Source organism: Burkholderia sp. PR2 (assembly GCF_052372875.1).
Lineage (GTDB): Bacteria > Pseudomonadota > Gammaproteobacteria > Burkholderiales > Burkholderiaceae > Burkholderia > Burkholderia diffusa.
In genome coordinates this window covers 180,406-198,928 of the sequence record NZ_JBQRWH010000001.1, presented here as the reverse complement: position 1 = coordinate 198,928, position 18,523 = coordinate 180,406, and the positions used below count along the sequence as shown (strand labels likewise).

General features: G+C 66.5%; 14 protein-coding genes. 2 read left to right on the top strand and 12 right to left on the bottom strand.

Translation table 11 applies throughout. From position 1 onward, the window contains the following. Window positions 1–181 precede the first annotated feature (181 nt). The 3 genes from ACT2FV_RS00825 to betC form a co-directional block, all read right to left on the bottom strand. Window positions 182–1,321 (bottom strand): porin, encoded by a 1,140-nt coding sequence (locus ACT2FV_RS00825; RefSeq protein ID WP_059534205.1) that lies wholly within the window; start codon window positions 1,319–1,321, stop codon window positions 182–184. A 256-nt stretch (window positions 1,322–1,577) separates the two neighbouring features. After that, window positions 1,578–2,546, bottom strand: coding sequence for a choline ABC transporter substrate-binding protein (choX, locus tag ACT2FV_RS00820; protein WP_124622124.1), 969 nt, complete (start codon window positions 2,544–2,546; stop codon window positions 1,578–1,580). 45 nt (window positions 2,547–2,591) lie between these two features. After that, window positions 2,592–4,127, bottom strand: coding sequence for a choline-sulfatase (gene betC, locus ACT2FV_RS00815; RefSeq protein WP_175816067.1), 1,536 nt, complete (start codon window positions 4,125–4,127; stop codon window positions 2,592–2,594). A gap of 202 nt (window positions 4,128–4,329) precedes the next feature. Between betC and ACT2FV_RS00810 the strand changes: the two genes are divergently transcribed. Further along, entirely contained in the window at window positions 4,330–5,256 is a 927-nt protein-coding gene (locus tag ACT2FV_RS00810) for a choline sulfate utilization transcriptional regulator (RefSeq protein WP_124622127.1), read from the top strand. Window positions 5,257–5,518: 262 nt separating this feature from the next. Next, window positions 5,519–6,406, top strand: coding sequence for a formyltetrahydrofolate deformylase (gene purU, locus ACT2FV_RS00805; protein WP_444502979.1), 888 nt, complete (start codon window positions 5,519–5,521; stop codon window positions 6,404–6,406). A 150-nt stretch (window positions 6,407–6,556) separates the two neighbouring features. On the opposite strand, the gene ACT2FV_RS00800 is transcribed toward purU, so the two are convergent. The 9 genes from ACT2FV_RS00800 to ACT2FV_RS00760 form a co-directional block, all read right to left on the bottom strand. Next, window positions 6,557–8,212 carry an APC family permease gene (locus ACT2FV_RS00800; RefSeq protein WP_151047603.1) on the bottom strand — a complete coding sequence of 552 codons (1,656 nt, stop codon included), beginning with the start codon at window positions 8,210–8,212 and terminating at the stop codon, window positions 6,557–6,559. 225 nt (window positions 8,213–8,437) lie between these two features. Next, window positions 8,438–9,301, bottom strand: a complete 864-nt coding sequence (locus tag ACT2FV_RS00795; RefSeq protein ID WP_059600244.1) for a glycine betaine ABC transporter substrate-binding protein — start codon at window positions 9,299–9,301, stop codon at window positions 8,438–8,440. Window positions 9,302–9,440: 139 nt separating this feature from the next. Continuing rightward, window positions 9,441–10,589 carry a hybrid-cluster NAD(P)-dependent oxidoreductase gene (locus ACT2FV_RS00790; RefSeq protein WP_226114725.1) on the bottom strand — a complete coding sequence of 383 codons (1,149 nt, stop codon included), beginning with the start codon at window positions 10,587–10,589 and terminating at the stop codon, window positions 9,441–9,443. Between the two features lie 30 nt (window positions 10,590–10,619). Continuing rightward, a complete protein-coding gene (locus ACT2FV_RS00785) occupies window positions 10,620–11,861 on the bottom strand; it encodes an aromatic ring-hydroxylating oxygenase subunit alpha (RefSeq protein WP_059600246.1) in 1,242 nt (413 codons plus the stop codon). Between the two features lie 52 nt (window positions 11,862–11,913). Continuing rightward, window positions 11,914–12,699 carry an electron transfer flavoprotein subunit beta/FixA family protein gene (locus ACT2FV_RS00780; protein WP_059600247.1) on the bottom strand — a complete coding sequence of 262 codons (786 nt, stop codon included), beginning with the start codon at window positions 12,697–12,699 and terminating at the stop codon, window positions 11,914–11,916. Further along, window positions 12,696–13,865, bottom strand: a complete 1,170-nt coding sequence (locus tag ACT2FV_RS00775; protein WP_059600248.1) for an electron transfer flavoprotein subunit alpha/FixB family protein — start codon at window positions 13,863–13,865, stop codon at window positions 12,696–12,698. Before ACT2FV_RS00775 ends, ACT2FV_RS00780 begins: the two co-directional genes overlap by 4 nt. A 4-nt stretch (window positions 13,866–13,869) precedes the next feature. Further along, the gene (locus ACT2FV_RS00770) at window positions 13,870–15,795 is read right to left on the bottom strand and encodes a (Fe-S)-binding protein (RefSeq protein WP_124622137.1); all 1,926 of its coding nucleotides are present in this window, start codon (window positions 15,793–15,795) and stop codon (window positions 13,870–13,872) included. Window positions 15,796–15,797: 2 nt separating this feature from the next. Further along, window positions 15,798–17,861, bottom strand: a complete 2,064-nt coding sequence (locus ACT2FV_RS00765; protein WP_059600250.1) for an NADH:flavin oxidoreductase — start codon at window positions 17,859–17,861, stop codon at window positions 15,798–15,800. Between the two features lie 74 nt (window positions 17,862–17,935). Next, window positions 17,936–18,469 carry a DUF5943 domain-containing protein gene (locus tag ACT2FV_RS00760; RefSeq protein WP_006488993.1) on the bottom strand — a complete coding sequence of 178 codons (534 nt, stop codon included), beginning with the start codon at window positions 18,467–18,469 and terminating at the stop codon, window positions 17,936–17,938. Window positions 18,470–18,523 lie beyond the last annotated feature (54 nt).

The window sequence follows — 18,523 nt, the reverse complement described above, 5'->3', positions numbered from 1 at the left end:
AGCGGGCGATCGGCGAGACACGGGGCGCATCAAACCGCGATGATATCGCCAACCGCCGAAACCTCGTCTCGCGCGCGTCCGCCACGCGCGGCACCACACCGTGCAAAAAAAAAGGCGCGAACCGCGGTTCGCGCCAAAGAGAGACCTCGCTGAAGACGTCGAATGAACTACCCCACCCCGCTCAGAACGAATGCCGCATCCCGATCCGCACATCGGCCTGCGTCTGCGTCGTCGACGGCGTGAAGCTGTACCCGATCACGGCATCGACACCCTGCGACGCACGCAGGTAATCGCCGGAGATGTACACGTCGGTGCGCTTCGACAGCAGGTAGTGCAGGCCGGCCGTGCCCTGGTTCCAGTGGTGGCCTTCGAAGCGCGTGTGCTGGTAGCCCGCGATGAAGCTCAGCGCCGGCGTGAACTGGTACAGGCCGCCGCCTTCGTACACCTGCATGTGCGACGACTGGCCGAAGCCCTTGATCGTCGTGTACGAGAAGTTCGCGTCGAGCGACAGCTTGCCGATCGTGTAGCTCGTGCCGATGCCGAACGTGCCCTGGCTGTCGACGTCCATCGCGGTGTTCGCGAACAGGTCGGTGCGGGCGCCGGTCGCCGGATCGACGGTCACGGTCTGCTGGCCGAGGAACGTATGCGTGCCGATCATCGCGTACGGGTCGAACGCGTAGATGCCGTTCGGGTTGTTCAGGCGCGTGTAAGCGGCGCCGATCGAGAAGTCGCCCTTCGTGTAGCTTGCGCCCGCGCTCCATGCGCTGTTGCGATGGAAGTTGCCGGCGACGTTGCCGAACGAGTACATCGCGCCGAACTTGAAGCCGCTCAGGTCGTTCGACAGGAACTTGACCGAGTTCGGCAGGCGGTCGCCATTGAAACGGTCGAAGTCGCCCTGGTGGATCGCGTAGCCGCTGCCCCATGCCGAGATGTTGTAGATCGACACGAGCTCGTTGGTGATGTCCAGCTGGTTGCCGAACGACAGCGTGCCCCAGTCGTTCTGGAGACCGACATAAGCCTGCCGCCCGAACTCCGCCCCGCCGAAGCCGAGCTGGCCGTTGCCGAGGTGGAACCCGCTCTCGAGCGCGAACACGGCCTTCAGGCCGCCGCCGAGATCTTCCGTGCCCTTCAGGCCGAAGCGGTTCCCGTAGGAAACGCCGTCATCGAACTTGACCACGTGCGAACCGCCCGTGTTGTTCACGTACGTAATGCCCGCATCGAGAATCCCGTATAGCGTCACGCTGCTCTGCGCGTGGCCGATGGCGGGAATACAGGCCGCGCATGCCAGCGCGGCGGCTACGGCAACTTTCTTTTGCTTCATTGTCGACCACCCTCCCTGAACCCTTCGATGGAAAGAACCGTGGCCTGGCGCGCGCAGCAATACGCCGGCTGATTCGAATTCGTTACGTCCGCTGGCTTCGGCATTTCGTTTTCCGCAATAACGCAGCCATTGGCGAAAAATACAAACCCATATTTCAGGCCACCAGTCTGAAGGCGACACCAAATGGTCTTGATGCGACTGGTCGGGAAAACACCGAGACGGGCGGCACGGCAAAAACCGGCCGCCCGGAGGCAGGTCAGCGGGCGTCGAGCGCCGCGCGCACGGCCGGCAGGGCCGGCGTGCCGGATGCGGTCGTCACGCCGTCCAGCCAGCCCTCGACGAGCGCCGGGTCGGCCTTCAGCACATGCTGCGCCGCGAGCGCGGGCGACGTTTTGTGGTCGAGCATGTCCGCGATCATGCGGTTCTCGACGTCCACGGAGAACGTCATCTGCCGGAACAGCCGCGCCAGGTTCGCGCACTGGCCGGCAAAGCCCGGGCGCGTCACCGTGTTGACGGTCGCGCCGCCATAGTTCGGGCCGAAATACGCGTCGCCGCCCGACAGGTAGGTCAAGTGGAACTTCGTGTTCATCAGGTGCGGCTCCCACGCGAGAAAGACGATCCAGCGCTTGTCCCGCACCGCGCGCTCGACCTGCGTGAGCATCCCCGTCTCGCTCGATTCGACGAGCGACCAGTTCGCGGACCCGAGCGCATGGTCGGACAGCATCCGCTTGATGTTCTGGTTCGCGGGCGCGCCGGGCTCGATCCCGTAGATCTTGTCGCCGAAGCGGTCCGCGTAGCGCGCGAGATCGGCGAACGTGTGCACGCCAGCCGCCGCGACGTAGTCGGGCACGGCCAGCGTGAACTTCGCGCCGCTCAGGTTCGCGTGCAACACGTCGATCGACTTCTCGTCGACGAACGGCTTCACGAGCGGCGCCTGCGCGGGCATCCAGTTGCCGAGGAACACGTCGACCTGCCCTTTCTTCAAGCCCTGGTATGTGATCGGCACCGACAGGTTCGCGACGTCCTGCCGGTAGCCGAGCGCCTTCAGCACGACGCCGGCCATCGCGTTCGTCGCGTCGATGTCGGTCCAGCCGGGCGCCGCCATCTTCACGTCGCGACACGTCTGCGGATCGGCGGCGTGTGCGGACTGCATCGCCACCACGCACGCGGCCGCGGCCAGCGCCGTGCCGAGCCTCCGGATTGCTGCATTGCATTGCCGTTTCATGATTCGCTTCCTCCGTCGTTCGTCAATGACCGCGATGCGGTACGTTCAGCGCCCGACGCGCGGAAAGCGCGCCATCGCTTCGAGCGTGTCGAGTTCGATGTGATTGCGCATGTAGCGCTGGCTCGCGTCGGTGAACGGCTGCCAGTCCCATGCCTGGATGCGGCCCTGCGTCGTCGCTGCGTAATGGAACCGGCGCCGCCGCTGGCTCGCGCGCACCTGGGCGTCGAGTTCCGGCAGGTTCCAGCGCCGCGCCGCCTCCGCACGGAATGCGGCGAGCACGTCGGCAGCTTCGGGCAGACCGGCCAGATTCGTACGCTCGCGCGGATCGTCGGCGAGGTTGTAGAGCTGGTCGGGGTCGGCCGGGCAATGCACGTACTTCCAGTCGCCGCGGCGGATCATCACGACCGGCGCGACCGCCCCTTCCGCGAGGTATTCGCCCAGCGCGACGTCGTGCGCGCTCGCGCCCCGCAGATGCGGCACGAGGCTCGCGCCGTCGATCGCGTCGGGCCAGCCGCCGGCCGGCGCCGCGCCAGCCAGGTCGACGAGCGTCGGCAGCAGGTCGACGTGCGACACGGGTCCGCGCACGCGCGCGGCGTCGAAGCGGCCCGGCGCATGCACGATCAACGGCACGCGGCAGCCGCCCTCGAAGAACGTCATCTTGTACCAGAGTCCGCGCTCGCCGAGCATGTCACCGTGGTCGGACGTGACGATCACGATCGTGTCGTCTGCGAACCCGCATTGGTCGAGCGCGGCCAGCACGCTGCCGAACTGCGCGTCGACGTAGGACGTCGCGCCATAGTACGCGCGGCGCGCGGCGCGGATCTGCGCGTCGGTCGGCGGCGTGCGGTCGTTTTCGCAGACGAAGCGCAGCCGCTGCGAATGCGGATCGCTCTCGGCCGCATCGAGCCGCACGGCCGGCATGTCGATCTCGTCATCGCTGTACAGATCCCAGTATTCGCGCGTGATCGCGTACGGATCGTGCGGATGCGTCAGCGAGACGACCATGCAGAACGGCCGCTCGTCGTGCAGGGCAGCACGCTCGCGCGCCACGTCATAGAGCTTCTGCTTCGCCGCGAACGTGACTTCGTCGTCGAAGTCGAGCTGGTTCGTGCGCACGCACGGGCCGGCCTCGAGCACCGAGCTCATGTTGTGATACCAGCTCGGCCGCTCGGTCGGGCGGTCCCAGTCGGGCACCCAGCCGAAGTCGGCGGGATAGATGTCGGTCGTCAGCCGCTCCTCGAAGCCGTGCAGCTGGTCGGGGCCGCAGAAATGCATCTTGCCGGACAGCATCGTGCGGTAGCCGCCCGCGCGCAGGTAGTGCGCGAAGGTCAGCGTTTGCGCCGGCAGTTCGGCGGCGTTATCGTAGGCACCAATACCCGACGGCAGCTTGCCAGTCAGCAGCGAGAAACGCGATGGCGCGCACAGCGGGCTCGCGCAATACGCGGCATCGAACACCACGCCTTGCGAGGCGAGCCGGTCGAGCGTCGGCGTGCGTGCGACGCGATTGCCGTAGGCCGGCAACGCAAACGGCGTCAGCTGGTCGGCCATCAGGATCAGGATGTTGGGAGTCGGGTTCGTCATCGGCGGTCGTGGGGAAATCGGTGTTCGAACGGAACGGTGCGACGCCTGGGCAGCGGCGCAGCCAGCATGACGGACGCAGCGTGAAGAAAGTGCCGCGCGCACCGGCCGCGACTGGCTAGAATCGCGGAAGGATCGGCACGGTGCCGTGCCGTCCGAAGCACTATCCCCCGCCCGAATTCGCGCGGGAAGGCGTCCGGCCCTTATGAGGCCATTAGAGAGACTTATGTCGAAATCCGAACCGTTACCGTCGATGCAGGCGCTGCGCGCGTTCGAATCGGCCGCCCGTCTCCAGAGCTTCACGGCCGCCGCGCGCGAGCTCGGCTCGACGCAGCCGGCCGTGAGCCAGCAGGTGTTCCAGCTCGAGGCGGAACTCGGCGTGCCGCTGTTCGAGCGCAGCCCGCGCGGCGTCACGCTGACGAGCGACGGCCAGTGCCTGTACGAAGCCGTGCGGGTGAGCCTCGACACGCTGCGCGGCGCCACCGCGACGCTGCGCGCGCGCCGCGAGCATGGCGCACTCACGATCGTCACGGATTTCGGTTTCGCGACCTACTGGCTGATGCCGCGCCTCGCGGGCCTGAAACGCGTGATGCCGGACGTCGACGTGCGGGTCGTCACGTCACAGGACTTCGACGCGCAGCGCGACCACGCCGACATCGCGATCCTGTTCGGCGATGGCCACTGGCCGTCGTGCACGGCCGCGCGGCTCTTTCCGGAATCCGTCACCCCGGTCTGCTCGCCCGCGTTCCGCGCCGCGCACCCGCACGTCGCCCGGCCCGACCACCTGCATGCGCTGCCGCTGCTGCACGTGCAGCCGACGCGCCCCGAACGCTGGCTGTCGTGGGCCGGCTGGTTCGACGCGCACGGCCAGGACGCGCCGGCCGCCGCGCGCGGCGTGACCTTCAACAGCTATGCGCTCGTGATCCATGCTGCGCTGCTCGGCGAGGGTGTCGCGCTCGGCTGGTCGCCGCTCGTCGACGAGCTCGTCGCGTCCGGGCAGCTCGTGAAGCTCGTCGACGCGCCCGTCGTCACGTCGCGCGGCTACTTCCTCGTGCGTCCACCGCAGCGCCCCGAGCCGGACGCGACCCACGTGTTCCGGCGCTGGCTGCTGGATGCGTGCGCACCTGCCTGAACGATCGTCCAGCCGGCCGGAGGATATGCGCCCGACGCGGGCCGTACCGGCTGCGCCCCGCCGCCCGACGCCCGCCGGCGAGCCCGCACATGAAGCGCCGCCCCCGCCCGGCCGCGCTGGCGCGCCGATACCAGCCACACGGCGGGTTGGTTCTATCCGCGCCGAAAACGGCCTGATTTACTTGAGTCTCCCGCTACCCGCGTAGTCTGGCGCCCCGGTGCGCCGCCGCGCGGGTTCGCGCCCCATGACTCCGAGGAATTCCATGACCGCCGACTCACGCCCCGATCAATTCGTCCTGACGCTGTCGTGCCCGAGCGCGGCCGGCCAGGTCGCCGCCGTCGTCGGCTTTCTCGAGCGCCATCGCTGCTACGTCGATGCGCTGAACGTGTTCGACGACGATCTCAGCAACCACTTCTTCGTGCGCTGCGTGTTTCATCCGACGGATGAGACGCTACAGATCGACGCGTTGCGCCAGGAGTTCGGGCCGATCGCGACCGGGCTCGCCGGCGGCGGTGAAGGCGACACGCAATGGGCGATCCACGACGTCAACGCGCGCCCGAAAGTGCTGATCATGGTGTCGAAGCTCGAGCACTGCCTCGCGGACCTGCTGTTCCGCTGGCGGATGGGCGAGCTGAAGATGGACATCGTCGGCATCGTGTCGAACCATCCGGATTTCGAGCCGCTCGCCGCGCAGCAAGGGCTGCCGTTCCGCCACTTCCCGATCACGGCCGACACCAAGGCGCAGCAGGAAGCGCAGTGGCTCGACTTCTTCGAATCGAGCGGTGCCGAACTCGTGATCCTCGCGCGCTACATGCAGGTGCTGTCGCAGGAAACCAGCGCGAAGCTCGCGAACCGCGCAATCAACATCCATCACTCGTTCCTGCCCGGCTTCAAGGGCGCGAAGCCGTATCACCAGGCGCATGCACGCGGCGTGAAGCTGATCGGCGCGACCGCGCACTTCGTGACCGACGATCTCGACGAAGGTCCGATCATCGAGCAGGTGGTCGAACGCGTCGATCACGCATTGCGTCCCGAGCAACTGCTCGCGGTCGGCCGCGACGTCGAATGCATCACGCTTGCACGCGCGGTGAAGGCGTTCATCGAGCGCCGCGTGTTCCTGAACGGCGACCGGACGGTGGTGTTTCCGTAAGCACATACATTCGGCGCGCAGCCAACAAAAAACCCGACCGGCAGCAACAACCGGTCGGGTTTTTTATCGCCTGACGTTCGACGCTTCGCGCGACGGCTCCGGGTGCGGTGTCCGGATTCGTCACGCGCCGCGCGTGCCGTGGTCAGGTGCTCACTTCACCCACGCGAAGTGGTACGACAGCCAGATCGTGAGGCCCGCGCCGACCAGCGCCGCATACGGCATCAGGTTCAGCCACATCGCGCGCTTCGGCACCTCGAGTTCCATGTCGCGCTGCATCTGCGCCGGGAACCGGCCGCGATCCTGCCAGTAGTGGCGATAGAGAAACACCGGCACGATCAGCAGCATCGCGATCAGCCCGTTGCGCAGCGTGCCTTCGCCCTGCAGGTTCGCACCCGCGCCGACATAGACGAGGTTCGCGTAGCCGCAGATCGAACCGGCGACGAGCAGCCAGGTCGGGCAGCGGAACGGCCGATCCCAGTCGCCGCGATCCATCCGGTGGATCCAGCCGGACTGAAGGTTCAGGAATACGAACAGCATGTAGCAGACGTTCGAGATCGACAGCACCGTCATGTAGTCCGACATCATCAGCAACACGAGGTTGAAGCCGAGATCGGTCCACATCGCCCGCGTGGGCGAGCCGTGCTCGTTCACGTGCGACAGATACTTCGGCAGCCAGCCGTCGACCGATGCCTGGTACAGCGTGCGCGACGAGCCCATCATCGACGTCATCACGATCAGCAGGATCGACAGCATCAGCATCACGACGACCGCATTCGCGACCCATGCGCCGCCGCCGACGATCTTCGCCATCGCGGCCGCGACGCCGGTGCCGTCGCCGATCGACGGATCGAGCATCGCCTGCGTGCCGAGCGCGCCCTGGAACGCCATCGGCACGAGCGTCATCACGACGAGACACAGCGCGCCCGACCAGAAGATCGCTTTCGCGGTGTCGCGACGCGGATCACGGAATTCACGCGTATAGCAGACGGCCGTCTCGAAGCCGTACGACGCCCAGCCGGCCATGAACATCGCGCCGAGCGCCATCGTGACGCCCTGCCCGTTCCACGATCCGAAGGTCGCGGTCGTGAGGTTGCCTTGCGCATCATGACCGAGCGGCAGCAGCGGAAGCAGGTTCGACATCGGCACGTCGCCGGTGACGAACGGCACGATGCCGACGATCAAGAGCGGCGTGAGCGACGCGATGCCGAGGATGCGCTGCGTGCGTGCCGCCTTCGACGCGCCGCTGTGCTGCAGTTTGAACGTGATGAGAAGCAGAATCGTCGCGATGATGAATGTCGCGTTGATCCGAAGGGAAAGACCGGGCTTGATGAACCCGAGGTCCGCAACCTTGAGCTGCCAGTGCAGCACCGCCGCATCGGCGGGAAAGAGACTCGTGAGTGCATAGCTCGCCGCGAGGCCGCAGCCGAGCGCGAGCATCGGCGACCACGCGAGCCAGTTGCACCACACGGAAACCGGGGCAATCAGCTTGCTGTATCGAACCCAGCCGATCGCGCCATACACCGACGCGCCGCCCGATTTATGGGGAAATAGCCCCGATATTTCCGCATAAGTCGCGCTTTGAATCAGCCCCATCGTGATCGCGGCGATCCAGATCGCCCACGCGGGCTGGCCGATCGTCGCGCATACGCCGCCGATCGTGAACAGCACGCCTGCCGGCACGCCGCTCGTTACCCAGAATGCGTCTTTCCAAGTCAGGCCACGGTGCAGCGTGTGGCCCGTCGAATCATGTGAGATGGTTGCCTCAACTCCACTGGTGCGATTAGCACGCAGTCCTGCCTGATTCATCCAATTCCTCCTCTCGATCAGAGTGAGCACTTCAGCGCTTACTCCGGTCTGATGCAAAGCAGATGATTCCGCACGAGGGCGCTAGTGTAACAACTTACGCGCATCTTTGCAGAATCGGAAAAAGAAAACCGGGATACGGCCGCATGAATCCTCGATTATTTCGGATTCCTTCAGGCCATTCCCGGCGTGTTGTTTTATGATTTCGCGCGACGAACCGCCGCGATCTTACTGTGCGCCTTCAGTCCACGAATTCACGCGGTCCGCATGCGCCGCAATCCATGCATCGGCGGCCGCTTCCGGCTTCGAACCGTTCTGGATCGCGAGCATCACGCTGTCGATCTCGCCCGGCTTCCACTGGAACTTCTTCAGGAACGCGACAACCGGCTTGGCCTTCGTTTCGAGCTGCGGGTTCACGACGCTGTCGACGTGCTCCGCGCCGCCGAACACCTTCTTCGGATCCTCGAGGAAGCGCAGCTTCCACTTCGCGAACATCCAGTGCGGCGCCCAGCCGGTCACGATCACCGGCTTGTTCGCGCCGACGGAGCGCGACAGCTCGGCCGTCATCGCGCTACCCGAGCTCGGCATCAGCGTGTAGTTCAGGCCGTAGCTCTTGATCGCTTCGTCGGTCTTGCGCATCACGCCCGCGCCCGCGTCGATGCCGACGATCCGGCCGCCGAAGCTGCTTTTCTCGGCATTCAGGTCGTCAATGCTCTTCGCCTTCACGTAGTCGGGGACGATCAGGCCGATCTTCGCGTCGGGGAAGTTCGTGCCGAGATCGACAACCTTCGCCTTGTATTCGCTCCAGTAGGAACCGTGCGTGACGGGCAGCCACGCGGACAGCGTCGCGTCGAGGTCGCCGCGTGCCACGCCCTGCCACATGATCCCGGCAGCGACCGGTACGAGCTGGACCTGGTAGCCGAGCTTCTTCTCGATCACGCGGGCCGCGACGTTCGACGTCGCGACGCTGTCGTCCCAGCCCTCGACGTAGCCGATCTTCAGCGTGGGTTTCGTATCGGCGAGCGCCGACGCGCTCAGTGCCACCATCGCCGACAGTGCGCCGGTCCACAACAGTTTTCCGAACAACTTCATGGTCGATCTCCTTGAAATGCGCACCGTGCGCGTTGTCTCTCTAGGTTCTTCAACCACAATTCCGCGGTATCGTTGTTTTGCGACGGATGCTTGTCCGGGCGCGACGCGACGCCCCCGGACATGCGATGGCTTGTTTTGACTACTTGTCGATCACAAGATCCGACAGCGGCTTGCTGCAGCACAGCAGCACCATCCCCTGATCGATCTCGCGCTGGCGGATGCCGCCGTTGTGCTTCATCTCGACCTGCCCCGACACGAGCTTCACCTTGCAGGTGCCGCACATGCCCTGCGTGCACGACGCCGGCAGCCGCACGCCCGACTGGCGCGCCGCGTCGAGCACGTGCTGCTCGGAGCCGCACGAAATCTCGCGGTTGCTCTTCGCGAAGCTGACCGTGTACTGCTTCGTCGCGGCATCGGCGCCGTCGGCGGCCGGCACGAGTTCGGCGAGCACGTCGTCGCTCGCGGTCTGCGCGAGCGTTTCGAACGAGAAGCTTTCCTCGTGATACTGCTTGCGATCGAAGCCGGCTTCGTCGAGCAGGTCGCGCACGGCCTTCATGTATGGCGCGGGGCCGCACGTGAAGATCTCGCGCTCCATGAAGTCCGGTGCGATCAGTTTCAGCAGCGGCAGCGTCAGGAAGCCCGTGACGCCCGGCCAGTTGGTGCGTGCACCGACACGCTCGACGACGAACGACGTGCGGAAATTCGTATGGTTCGACGCGATCAGATCGAGTTCGCGCGCGAAGATGATGTCGTCCGGCGTGCGTGCGCTGTGCACGAACAGGATGTCGCGATCCTCTGCAAGATCATGGTGCGCGCGGCTCATCGACATCAGCGGCGTGACGCCCGAACCGGCCGACAGGAACAGATACTTGCGCGCCGGATGCCGCGCGCACGTGAATTCGCCGGCCGGGCCGAGCACACGCACCGACGCGCCCGGCTGCAGGTTGTCGTGCAGCCAGTTCGACACCTTGCCGCCCGGCACGCGCTTGACCGTGATCGAGATCGTGTGCGGCCGCGCCGGCGACGACGAGATCGTGTAGCACCGGTTGATCGTCTCGCCTTCGATGTCGAGCTCGAGCGTGATGAACTGCCCGGGCTCGAACGAGAACGCACGGCCCTGCGGCGAACGGAAGAAGAAGCTCTTCACGTCGTGGGTTTCCTGCCGCACGTGGCAGCACACCAGCGTTTCCTCGACGTCGCTCGTCCAGCGCTCGGGGAGCGCGTTCCAGAACGCCGGGTGTGTAACCCGGCTGTCCGCCGGCTCGAAATTGGCCGCATCTCGCATCATGTGTAACTCCGCTTGCTGTTCCGCTGACTACTACGCGCCGGTCTTTTCGGCGAGCCGGCCGATGTACCAGGCCGAGAATTTTTCGACGAGACCTTCCGTGTACGGCGAATACGGGCCCGGCTCGTACGCGCTGCTGTTCGCGCCGCGCTGCGAGAACTCGACGAGCGCGCGATCCTGGTCGTTGGTCGCGTTCCACACGGCCGTCAGGTTCTTCACGTCGTAGTCGATGCCTTCCTTCGCATCCTTGTGCACGAGCCACTTGGTACGTACGAGCGTCTTGCCGGCCGACAGCGGAATCACCGAGAACGTCACGATGTGATCGCTCATGAAGTGGTGCCACGAGTTCGGCTGCGTCCAGAACGACAGGCCACCGAGGTCGGCCTGTTCGAACTTGCCGAGCAGCTTCTTCGACGCGACCTTCGCGTCGAGCGTTTGCGATTCGCCGCTACGGTCGAGCGGCAGGCGCTGCGTGCGGAAGCCCGTCACGTCGAGCAGCTTTTCGATTTCGGCGGACGGCAGGCCCATCTCGGCCCACTCCTTGCCACGGCGCACGCAGGTTTCCGCGAATGCGTCCATGCCTTCGGCGTTCGCGTCGGAGCGCTGGTAGCCGAAGCCGTATTCGTACAGCGAGATCGTCAGCTCGGGATGGTTCGCGACGCAGTGATAGCACTCGCGGTTGTTCTCCATCGTGAGCTTCCAGTTGCCTTCCTCGATGATGTCGATCTGTGCGGCGATCTTCGTGCTCGGGAGATCGTGCGGCAGCAGATACGGCTCCATCTGGGCGCGCAACTGCGCGAAATCGACCGGCGGCTCCTCGGCGAGGCAGATGAAGATCAGCCCCGCGAGGTTCTGCACGTGCACCGACTTCAGGCTGTGCTTGCAGCGATCGAACTGCTCGCCCATGTGCTCGGCGAACATCAGCTGGCCCGTCAGGTTGTAGGTCCAGCTGTGGTACGGGCACACGATGTTGCCGACCGAGCCTTTATCCTCGTTGCACAGGCGCGCGCCGCGGTGGCGGCACACGTTGTGGAACGCGCGGATTTCCATGTCGTCGTCGCGCACGATCAGGATCGAGTCGCCGCCCAGTTCCACGGTCAGGTAGTCGCCCGGCTCGGGAATGTCCGGTTCGACCGCGACCTGGATCCAGTGCTGGTGGAAAATCGCCTCCATGTCGAGGGCGAAAATTTCCTCGCTCGTATAAAACGGCGCCTCGAGGCTGTAACCTTCCTTGCGTCGCTCGATCAGTGCGCGAATGTCTGCCGATACTTTCATCGTTTGCTCCGGATTCCTTGCGTCCCAGTGTGGTTGCCGACAGGCATCAAAATCAGTAGTCGATGAGCTGATGCTCGCGCAAATACGCGAGGATCACTTGTGCTTTTTCGACTGAACTCCCTTCATTTACGACGTTGCCGCCGCGGCTTTCGGTCGTCGTCGCCGACAGCATCCGGGCATGCCCGGAGCGCTTCTCGGCGGCGACCAGCTTTACGGGTTTACGCTCGATCGGGCCAACCTTCCACGCGCTGGCATCTGCATCCGCGCCGGTCGACGTCAGCGCCGGGCGGATCGCCCCGGCCCGCAGCCGCGCATACGCGTAGCGCGGCGCCACGTTGGCGAGCGGATGGACCGCGACGACGGCAGGCAGCGCCGCGTCGACGCGCCGCCGCAACCCTTTCGGCAAGAATTGCCGGACCGCCGCGCGGCCGCCGTCGACCGTCACGTCGACGGCCGAGCCGACGAGCGGATAGCCGAGCGTCGCGGCGACGCGATACGGCAGCATCCCGGTGTCGTACGCGCCCTCGGCGCGGGTGCCGGTCAGCACGAGGTCGTAGCCTTCGACGCGCGCGGCGAGCGCATGCGCGGCATCGTCGCCGTCGTGGCAGGCCAGCACCTCGACCTGCCGCGCACCGAGCGCGAGGTATTCAGCAAGCGCTTCATTCGCGGGGTCTCCCGCATGGAGCACGTCGAGCTGCGCGCGATGCCGCTCCGCGAGCTGACGGCCGACCTCGAGCGCGGCCGCGTCGTTGCGGCTGTAGCGCGCGGTGCCGCTGACCGGGTGCCGGCCCACGGAGACGAGCACCGCGATGCGTTGCAACTGGCGGGGGGCGTTCATGCTGCGACTCCTTCGGATTCACGGGCGCCGACCGCGGTCGGCGATTGTCCGCGCGACGCGCGCGCGGCCTGCACCTGTTCGATCAGCGCGGCGATCGTCGCCTGCGCGTCGCCCACCACCGTCAGGTTCGCGCGCTTGGCGATCGGCGCGCTGCCGTCGAGGTTGACCGCGATCACGTGGCGGCAGTCCTTGATCCCCTGCAAGTGCTGCACCGCGCCCGAGATGCCGAACGCGATGTACACGCTGGCCTCGACCGTCTTGCCGGTCGCGCCCACCTGCTTGTCGCGCGTGAAGTGACCGTTGTCGACCGCGACGCGGCTCGCGCCGATCGCCGCGCCGAATGCGCCGGCGAGCCGCTCGAACGCGCCGATGTCGGACACGCCGTTGCCGGCCGATACGATGAAGTCAGCTTCCTCCAGCGCGACCTGCGCCGCGTCGATTTCCTCGAGGCCGAGATCGCGGTACGGTTGCGCCGCGTCGCCGGCCGGGCGGATGAAGTCGGCGGCCAGGCGCTCGCCGGCACCGACGAACGGCAGTTTTGCTTCGACCGCGTTCTGCGCAAGCAGGATCACGTCGGGCAAGCCTCGCGTCGCGAACGCACGGCCAGCCTGCGCATACGCGCCGACGTGCTTCGCGTCGATCTCGACCACGTGGGTCGCGATGCTCGCGCCGGCGGCCGCCGCGTAACGCCGGCCCAGGTCGCCGTCGCCGGTCGCGTTGTCGGGCACGAACACGTGCTTCGGCGCGAGCGCCGCGGCGCAGGCCTGCAATGCTTGCAATTCGCTTTCGGGTGCAAAGGCGCGACGGTCGAAGTCGGCCAGCTCGATCAGCTTGTCGACGCCGAGCTCCGCTGCGTCATCCTTCAGTTCGCCGAACGCCAGCAGCGCGACTTCCGTCTGCGCGTCCGCGAGCACCGCGGCGGCGGCGACCGCCTGCCGCGCATGGTCGTCGAGCGCGCCGCGCTCGGTGTGCGCCACCACCAGCATCACGTGCTTCGGGTCCTGCACCGCGCGGCGCGGCTTCGCGGCCGCGGCGCCATGACCGTGCGCGGACCACTGCGTGGCGCTCGCGTCGGCGCTGCCTTCCTCGCCCAGCGTGATGCGCTTCAGGCCCGCGGCCGTGATGATGAACGGCCGGCGCGGATCGATTCGTTTGATCGTGTTCATCGATTCACTCCAGCGAGGCGGCAACGAGTTCGGCCACGTCGAGCACGTCGGGGCGCGGGCCCACGACGCCTTCGAGCATCGCCGTGCAGTTCGGGCATCCGACCGCGACCACGTCCGCGCCAATGGCGCGCGCGTCGGCGATGCGGATGTCGGGAATGCGCTGCTTGCCCGGGATGTCGGTCAGCGGCGCGCCGCCGCCACCGCCGCAGCAGCGGCCGCGCATGCCGTTGCGCTCCATCTCGACGACCTGGATGCCGATCGTCTTCAGCAGCTTGCGCGGCGATTCCGTCTCGCCGTTGTAGCGGCCGAGGTAGCACGGGTCGTGATACGTGGTGCGCTTCTCGCGCAGCGCTTCGACGGCCTTCGGCGCGATCTTGCCGCTGTCGGCCAGCTCCGCGAGGTAAGTCGTGTGATGCTTGACCGTCACGCGCAGCCCGAGCGCGCGGTATTCGTTGCGCAGGCTGTGCATCACGTGCGGGTCGGCCGTCACGATCTGCTTGTACGACAGCGAGCCGAGCGTGCCGATCAGGCGCTTCGCCATCTGCTGGAACGTCGCTTCGTCGCCGAGGCGACGTGCGACGTCGCCGGTGTCGGTCTCGGTCCCGCCGAGCACCGCGTAGTCGACGCCCGCCTTGTTCAGCACCTTCACGAATGCGCGCAGCGTACGCTGGTAACGCATGTCGAAGGCACCTTCACCGGCGACGAACAGCACATCGACCGGCTTGCCGGGTTGCGCAACGGGTGCATTCAAGTCGACCGACCAGTCGTAACGTGCAGCCGTGTCGTAGCCGCCCATCGTGCCGGTCTCGCGCAGGTTCGCGAGCACTTCCTGGCCCTTGCCCGGCACCGTGCCGTGCACCAGGGTGCGGTTGCGGCGCATGTCGACGATCGCGTCGACGTGCTCGATCAGCATCGGGCACTCCTGCACGCAGGCACGGCAGGTCGTGCACGACCAGAGCGTCTGCTCCTCGATCAGGCCGGACACGATCGGGCCGTTCGGCTCGCCGCGATGCTGGCCGACCGCGAGGCCCGGCGTCGGGCTGCCGGCGTACGCGGCATCGGTGCCGCCCGCCATGCCCACGACCAGATCCTGGATCAGTTTCTTCGGGTTCAGCGGCTGGCCCGATGCGAACGCGGGGCACGCGGCCTCGCACTTGCCGCACTGCACGCACGCGTCGAAGCTCAGCAGCTGGTTCCAGCGGAATTCGACCGGCTTCGCGACGCCATACTCCTCGTGCTCGATGTCCGGCAGCTTCAGCGCGGTCGGCGGCGTGGCCGTGCCGTTGCCCGTGAAGGATTCGCGGGTGGCCGCGAAACGTTCCTGGCGCGGGTGGAATGCGAGGTGCAGCAGGCCGGCGATCGCGTGCTTCATCGGGCCGCCCTTCGCGGCGCCGACGGTCATCGTGAATGCGCCGGCGCCGATCAGCAGCGCGCAGAGCACCGCGAACGCACCCGACATCGCGCCGGCCGGCACGACCATGAACAGCACGAGGCCGAGCGCGAACGAGCCGAGCAGCCAGGGCAGCGCGTTCCACGGGCCGCGCGACAGGCGGGCGGGCACGTCCTTGGCCGCGCGGCGGCGCCAGACGAACACCACGCCGACGAGCATCGCGAGCGCCGCGAGGAAGATCAGCTTGTCGAGCCACGGCGAGTAGATCGCCAGGCCGTAGTTGACGAACACCAGCGCGAGCGCGGCGATCGCGCCGCCGGCGGTCGCGACGTGGGTCTTCGCGATGTACGGATCGCGGGCAACCACGTGGTGCAGGTCGACGAAATAGCGCTTCGGGATCGCGAACAGGTTCGCGACGCCGAACGAGCCGGGCGCCGTCGCGCGCCCGAGACGCCAGTAGGACGAGCGCTTCGCGACCGCGAACGCGAGCCCCGCCACCGACAGCCACAGCAGTGCGGTAATGAGGAAAGCCGGATTCATCTTTAGAAATCCTTGACGAGACGCAGCGAGTCGTAGATCGCACCGTGGACGTTGTGCATCGAGATGCAGTCGCCGACACGGAACAGCAGGAAGCGGCCGTTGCCCAGTTCTTCCGACAGGCACGGCTGCGGCTCGGCCGCGAACAGCGTGTGCGGATCGATCTGGCCGTGGTTCACCGACTCCGGCTTGAGCTTCCAGTACAGCTCGTCATTCGGCGACGAACCGTTCTCGATCACCACCTGGTCGACCGCGCGCTCTTCCAGTTCCTCGGTGTATTCGTTGCGCAGCACGGCGATCATCTTGCCGTTTTCCTCGTACACGCGATCGAGCATGGTGTTCGGCGTCGGGATCACGCCGAGCGCATACAGGCGGCGATAGAAGATCGGGAACGTCGTGCCGCCGCAATCGTCGGCCACCTTCACGTCGGGGGTCACGACCTCGACCTTCGAGCCGCGGCTTGCCATGAAGTCCGCCACGCCGGCGCCCGCATGGGTGCTCACGCCGTCGAACAGCAGCACGTTCTGCTTCGGCTCGACCTTGCCGGTCAGGATGTCCCACGAGCTGACGGCCAACCCTTCGGCCACGCCCCAGGCCGGCACCTGCCACGTGAAGCTCGAGCCGCCGGTCGCGAGCACGACGATGTCCGGCTTCTCGGCCATGATCATCTTCTCGTCGGCGGCGACGCCCAGGCGGCGATCAACGCCCAGGCGCTTGGTTTCCATGTCGAACCAGCGAATGATCCCGGACATCTGTTCGCGCTGCGGCGCCTTCGCGGCGATCATCACCTGGCCGCCCACTTCGGTGTTCTTCTCGAACAGCACCACGTCGTGGCCGCGCAGCTTCGCGACGCGTGCGGCCTCGAGCCCCGCGGGGCCCGCGCCGACCACCACCACCTTGCGCTTCGGGCCGCGCGACTTCTCGATGATGTGCGGCATCGTCGCTTCGCGCGACGTCGCGGCGTTCTGGATGCAGAGCACGTCGAGGCCGTTGTACTGGCGGTCGATGCAGTAGTTCGCGCCGACGCACTGCTTGATTTCGTCTTCCCGGCCGTCGCGGATCTTGATCACCATGTGCGGATCGGCGATCTGCGCGCGCGTCATGCCGACCAGGTCGATCATGCCGGTGGCGAGCAGGCGCTCGGCCTGGCCCGCGTCACGGATGCTCTGCGCGTGCATCACGGGAATCTTCACCACCGACTTGATGCCGGCCGCGAGGTGCACGAACGGCTCCGGCGGCAGCGCCATCGGCGGCATGCAGTTGGCGATCGTGTTGTGCGTGTCGCCGCCCGACCCGACCACGCTCAGGTAGTCGATCAGGCCGGTCTCCGACATCGCCTGCGCGATTTCCTTCAGTGCCTCGTGATCGAGACCGTCCTCGTGGAATTCGTCGCCGCACATCCGCAGGCCGACGCAGAAGTCCTTGCCGACCGCTTCGCGCACGGCCGTCAGCACTTCGATGCCGAAGCGCAGACGGTTTTCGAGGCTGCCGCCCCATTCGTCGGTGCGATGGTTCGAACGCTTGCTCCAGAACTGGTCGATCAGGTGCTGGTGCGCGGCGGAGATCTCGATGCCGTCCATGCCGGCTGCCTTCACGCGCTTCGCGGCCGCCGCGAAGTCGCCGATGATGCGGCGGATTTCCTCGATCTCGATGATCTTCGCGTTGCCGCGGTGCACCGGCTCGCGCACGCCCGACGGCGACATCAGATGCGGCCAGTGCTCGCCATGGAACGACGAGCGGCGGCCCATGTGCGTCGCCTGGATCATGATCTTCGCGCCGTGCTTGTGCATCGTGTCGGCCAGGCGCGTGAGCGGGTCGATGATCTTGTCGTTCGACAGGTTCACCGACTTCCACCAGCCCTGCGGGCTGTCGATCGACACGGGGCTCGAGCCGCCGCAGATCGCGAGGCCGACGCCACCCTTCGCCTTCTCTTCGTAATAGCGGATGTAGCGGTCGCCCGGCAGGCCGCCCGGCTCGGCATACACCTCCGCGTGCGCGGTGCTGACGATCCGGTTGCGCAGCGTCAGCTGGTTCAGCTGCATGGGTTTGAACAGGTGGGGATAACGCATCGCAGGCGACCTCTGGCGTTCGAATGTCTCGTGTTGCGGGTGTTGTTGTGTTGCTGTGTCGTGATGTCAGCGCATCAGTGCGCGATCGGCGACACTTCGAAGACGCAGTGGTCGTGGTGTTCGGCCGCACACTGCACTTCCTTCGATTGCGCGCGCGGCGCGCCCTTGCCTTCCGGCGTCGTGTCGTTGACCCAGTCCATCGCGCCGGCGAACCAGCCCGCGAACATGTAGCAGAGCTTGCCTTCCTTGCCCGGCTGCTGGAGCACGAACGACGAGTGGCGCAGCTCGATCTTCGCGCGCGCGCTGGCCGGATCGGCCTCGATGATCGAGAACAGGCCCCACCCGCGTTGCGACAGGCGCTTCAGGTAGTGCTCGAACACGGCCATGCCGGTCAGCCCGTGCAGCTTCGCTTCCTTGTCGCACCAGTGGTATGCGGACTTGTAGCCGGCCTTGTAGAGGATCTCGGCATACGCCTCGACGCCGAGCGCTTCTTCGACGGCGACATGGTTGTTCGTGAAGAAGTGGCGCGGCACGTACAGCATCGGCAGCGCGTCGGTGGTCCAGACGCCGGTATCGGGATCGACGTTGATCGGCAGTTGCGGTTGCATCGTGGTGACTCCGTGAGGAAAAAAGGCCGCGCGGTTCTGGCGCAGGCACGACAT

Excerpts from the sequence above, each read along its gene's own strand:
- ACT2FV_RS00825 (WP_059534205.1), bottom strand. The coding sequence starts at position 1,321 with ATGAAGCAAAAGAAAGTTGCCGTAGCCGCCGCGCTGGCATGCGCGGCC.
- choX (WP_124622124.1), bottom strand. The coding sequence starts at position 2,546 with ATGAAACGGCAATGCAATGCAGCAATCCGGAGGCTCGGCACGGCGCTG.
- betC (WP_175816067.1), bottom strand. The coding sequence starts at position 4,127 with ATGACGAACCCGACTCCCAACATCCTGATCCTGATGGCCGACCAGCTG.
- ACT2FV_RS00810 (WP_124622127.1), top strand. The coding sequence starts at position 4,330 with ATGAGGCCATTAGAGAGACTTATGTCGAAATCCGAACCGTTACCGTCG.
- purU (WP_444502979.1), top strand. The coding sequence starts at position 5,519 with ATGACCGCCGACTCACGCCCCGATCAATTCGTCCTGACGCTGTCGTGC.
- ACT2FV_RS00800 (WP_151047603.1), bottom strand. The coding sequence starts at position 8,212 with ATGAATCAGGCAGGACTGCGTGCTAATCGCACCAGTGGAGTTGAGGCA.
- ACT2FV_RS00795 (WP_059600244.1), bottom strand. The coding sequence starts at position 9,301 with ATGAAGTTGTTCGGAAAACTGTTGTGGACCGGCGCACTGTCGGCGATG.
- ACT2FV_RS00790 (WP_226114725.1), bottom strand. The coding sequence starts at position 10,589 with ATGATGCGAGATGCGGCCAATTTCGAGCCGGCGGACAGCCGGGTTACA.
- ACT2FV_RS00785 (WP_059600246.1), bottom strand. The coding sequence starts at position 11,861 with ATGAAAGTATCGGCAGACATTCGCGCACTGATCGAGCGACGCAAGGAA.
- ACT2FV_RS00780 (WP_059600247.1), bottom strand. The coding sequence starts at position 12,699 with ATGAACGCCCCCCGCCAGTTGCAACGCATCGCGGTGCTCGTCTCCGTG.
- ACT2FV_RS00775 (WP_059600248.1), bottom strand. The coding sequence starts at position 13,865 with ATGAACACGATCAAACGAATCGATCCGCGCCGGCCGTTCATCATCACG.
- ACT2FV_RS00770 (WP_124622137.1), bottom strand. The coding sequence starts at position 15,795 with ATGAATCCGGCTTTCCTCATTACCGCACTGCTGTGGCTGTCGGTGGCG.
- ACT2FV_RS00765 (WP_059600250.1), bottom strand. The coding sequence starts at position 17,861 with ATGCGTTATCCCCACCTGTTCAAACCCATGCAGCTGAACCAGCTGACG.
- ACT2FV_RS00760 (WP_006488993.1), bottom strand. The coding sequence starts at position 18,469 with ATGCAACCGCAACTGCCGATCAACGTCGATCCCGATACCGGCGTCTGG.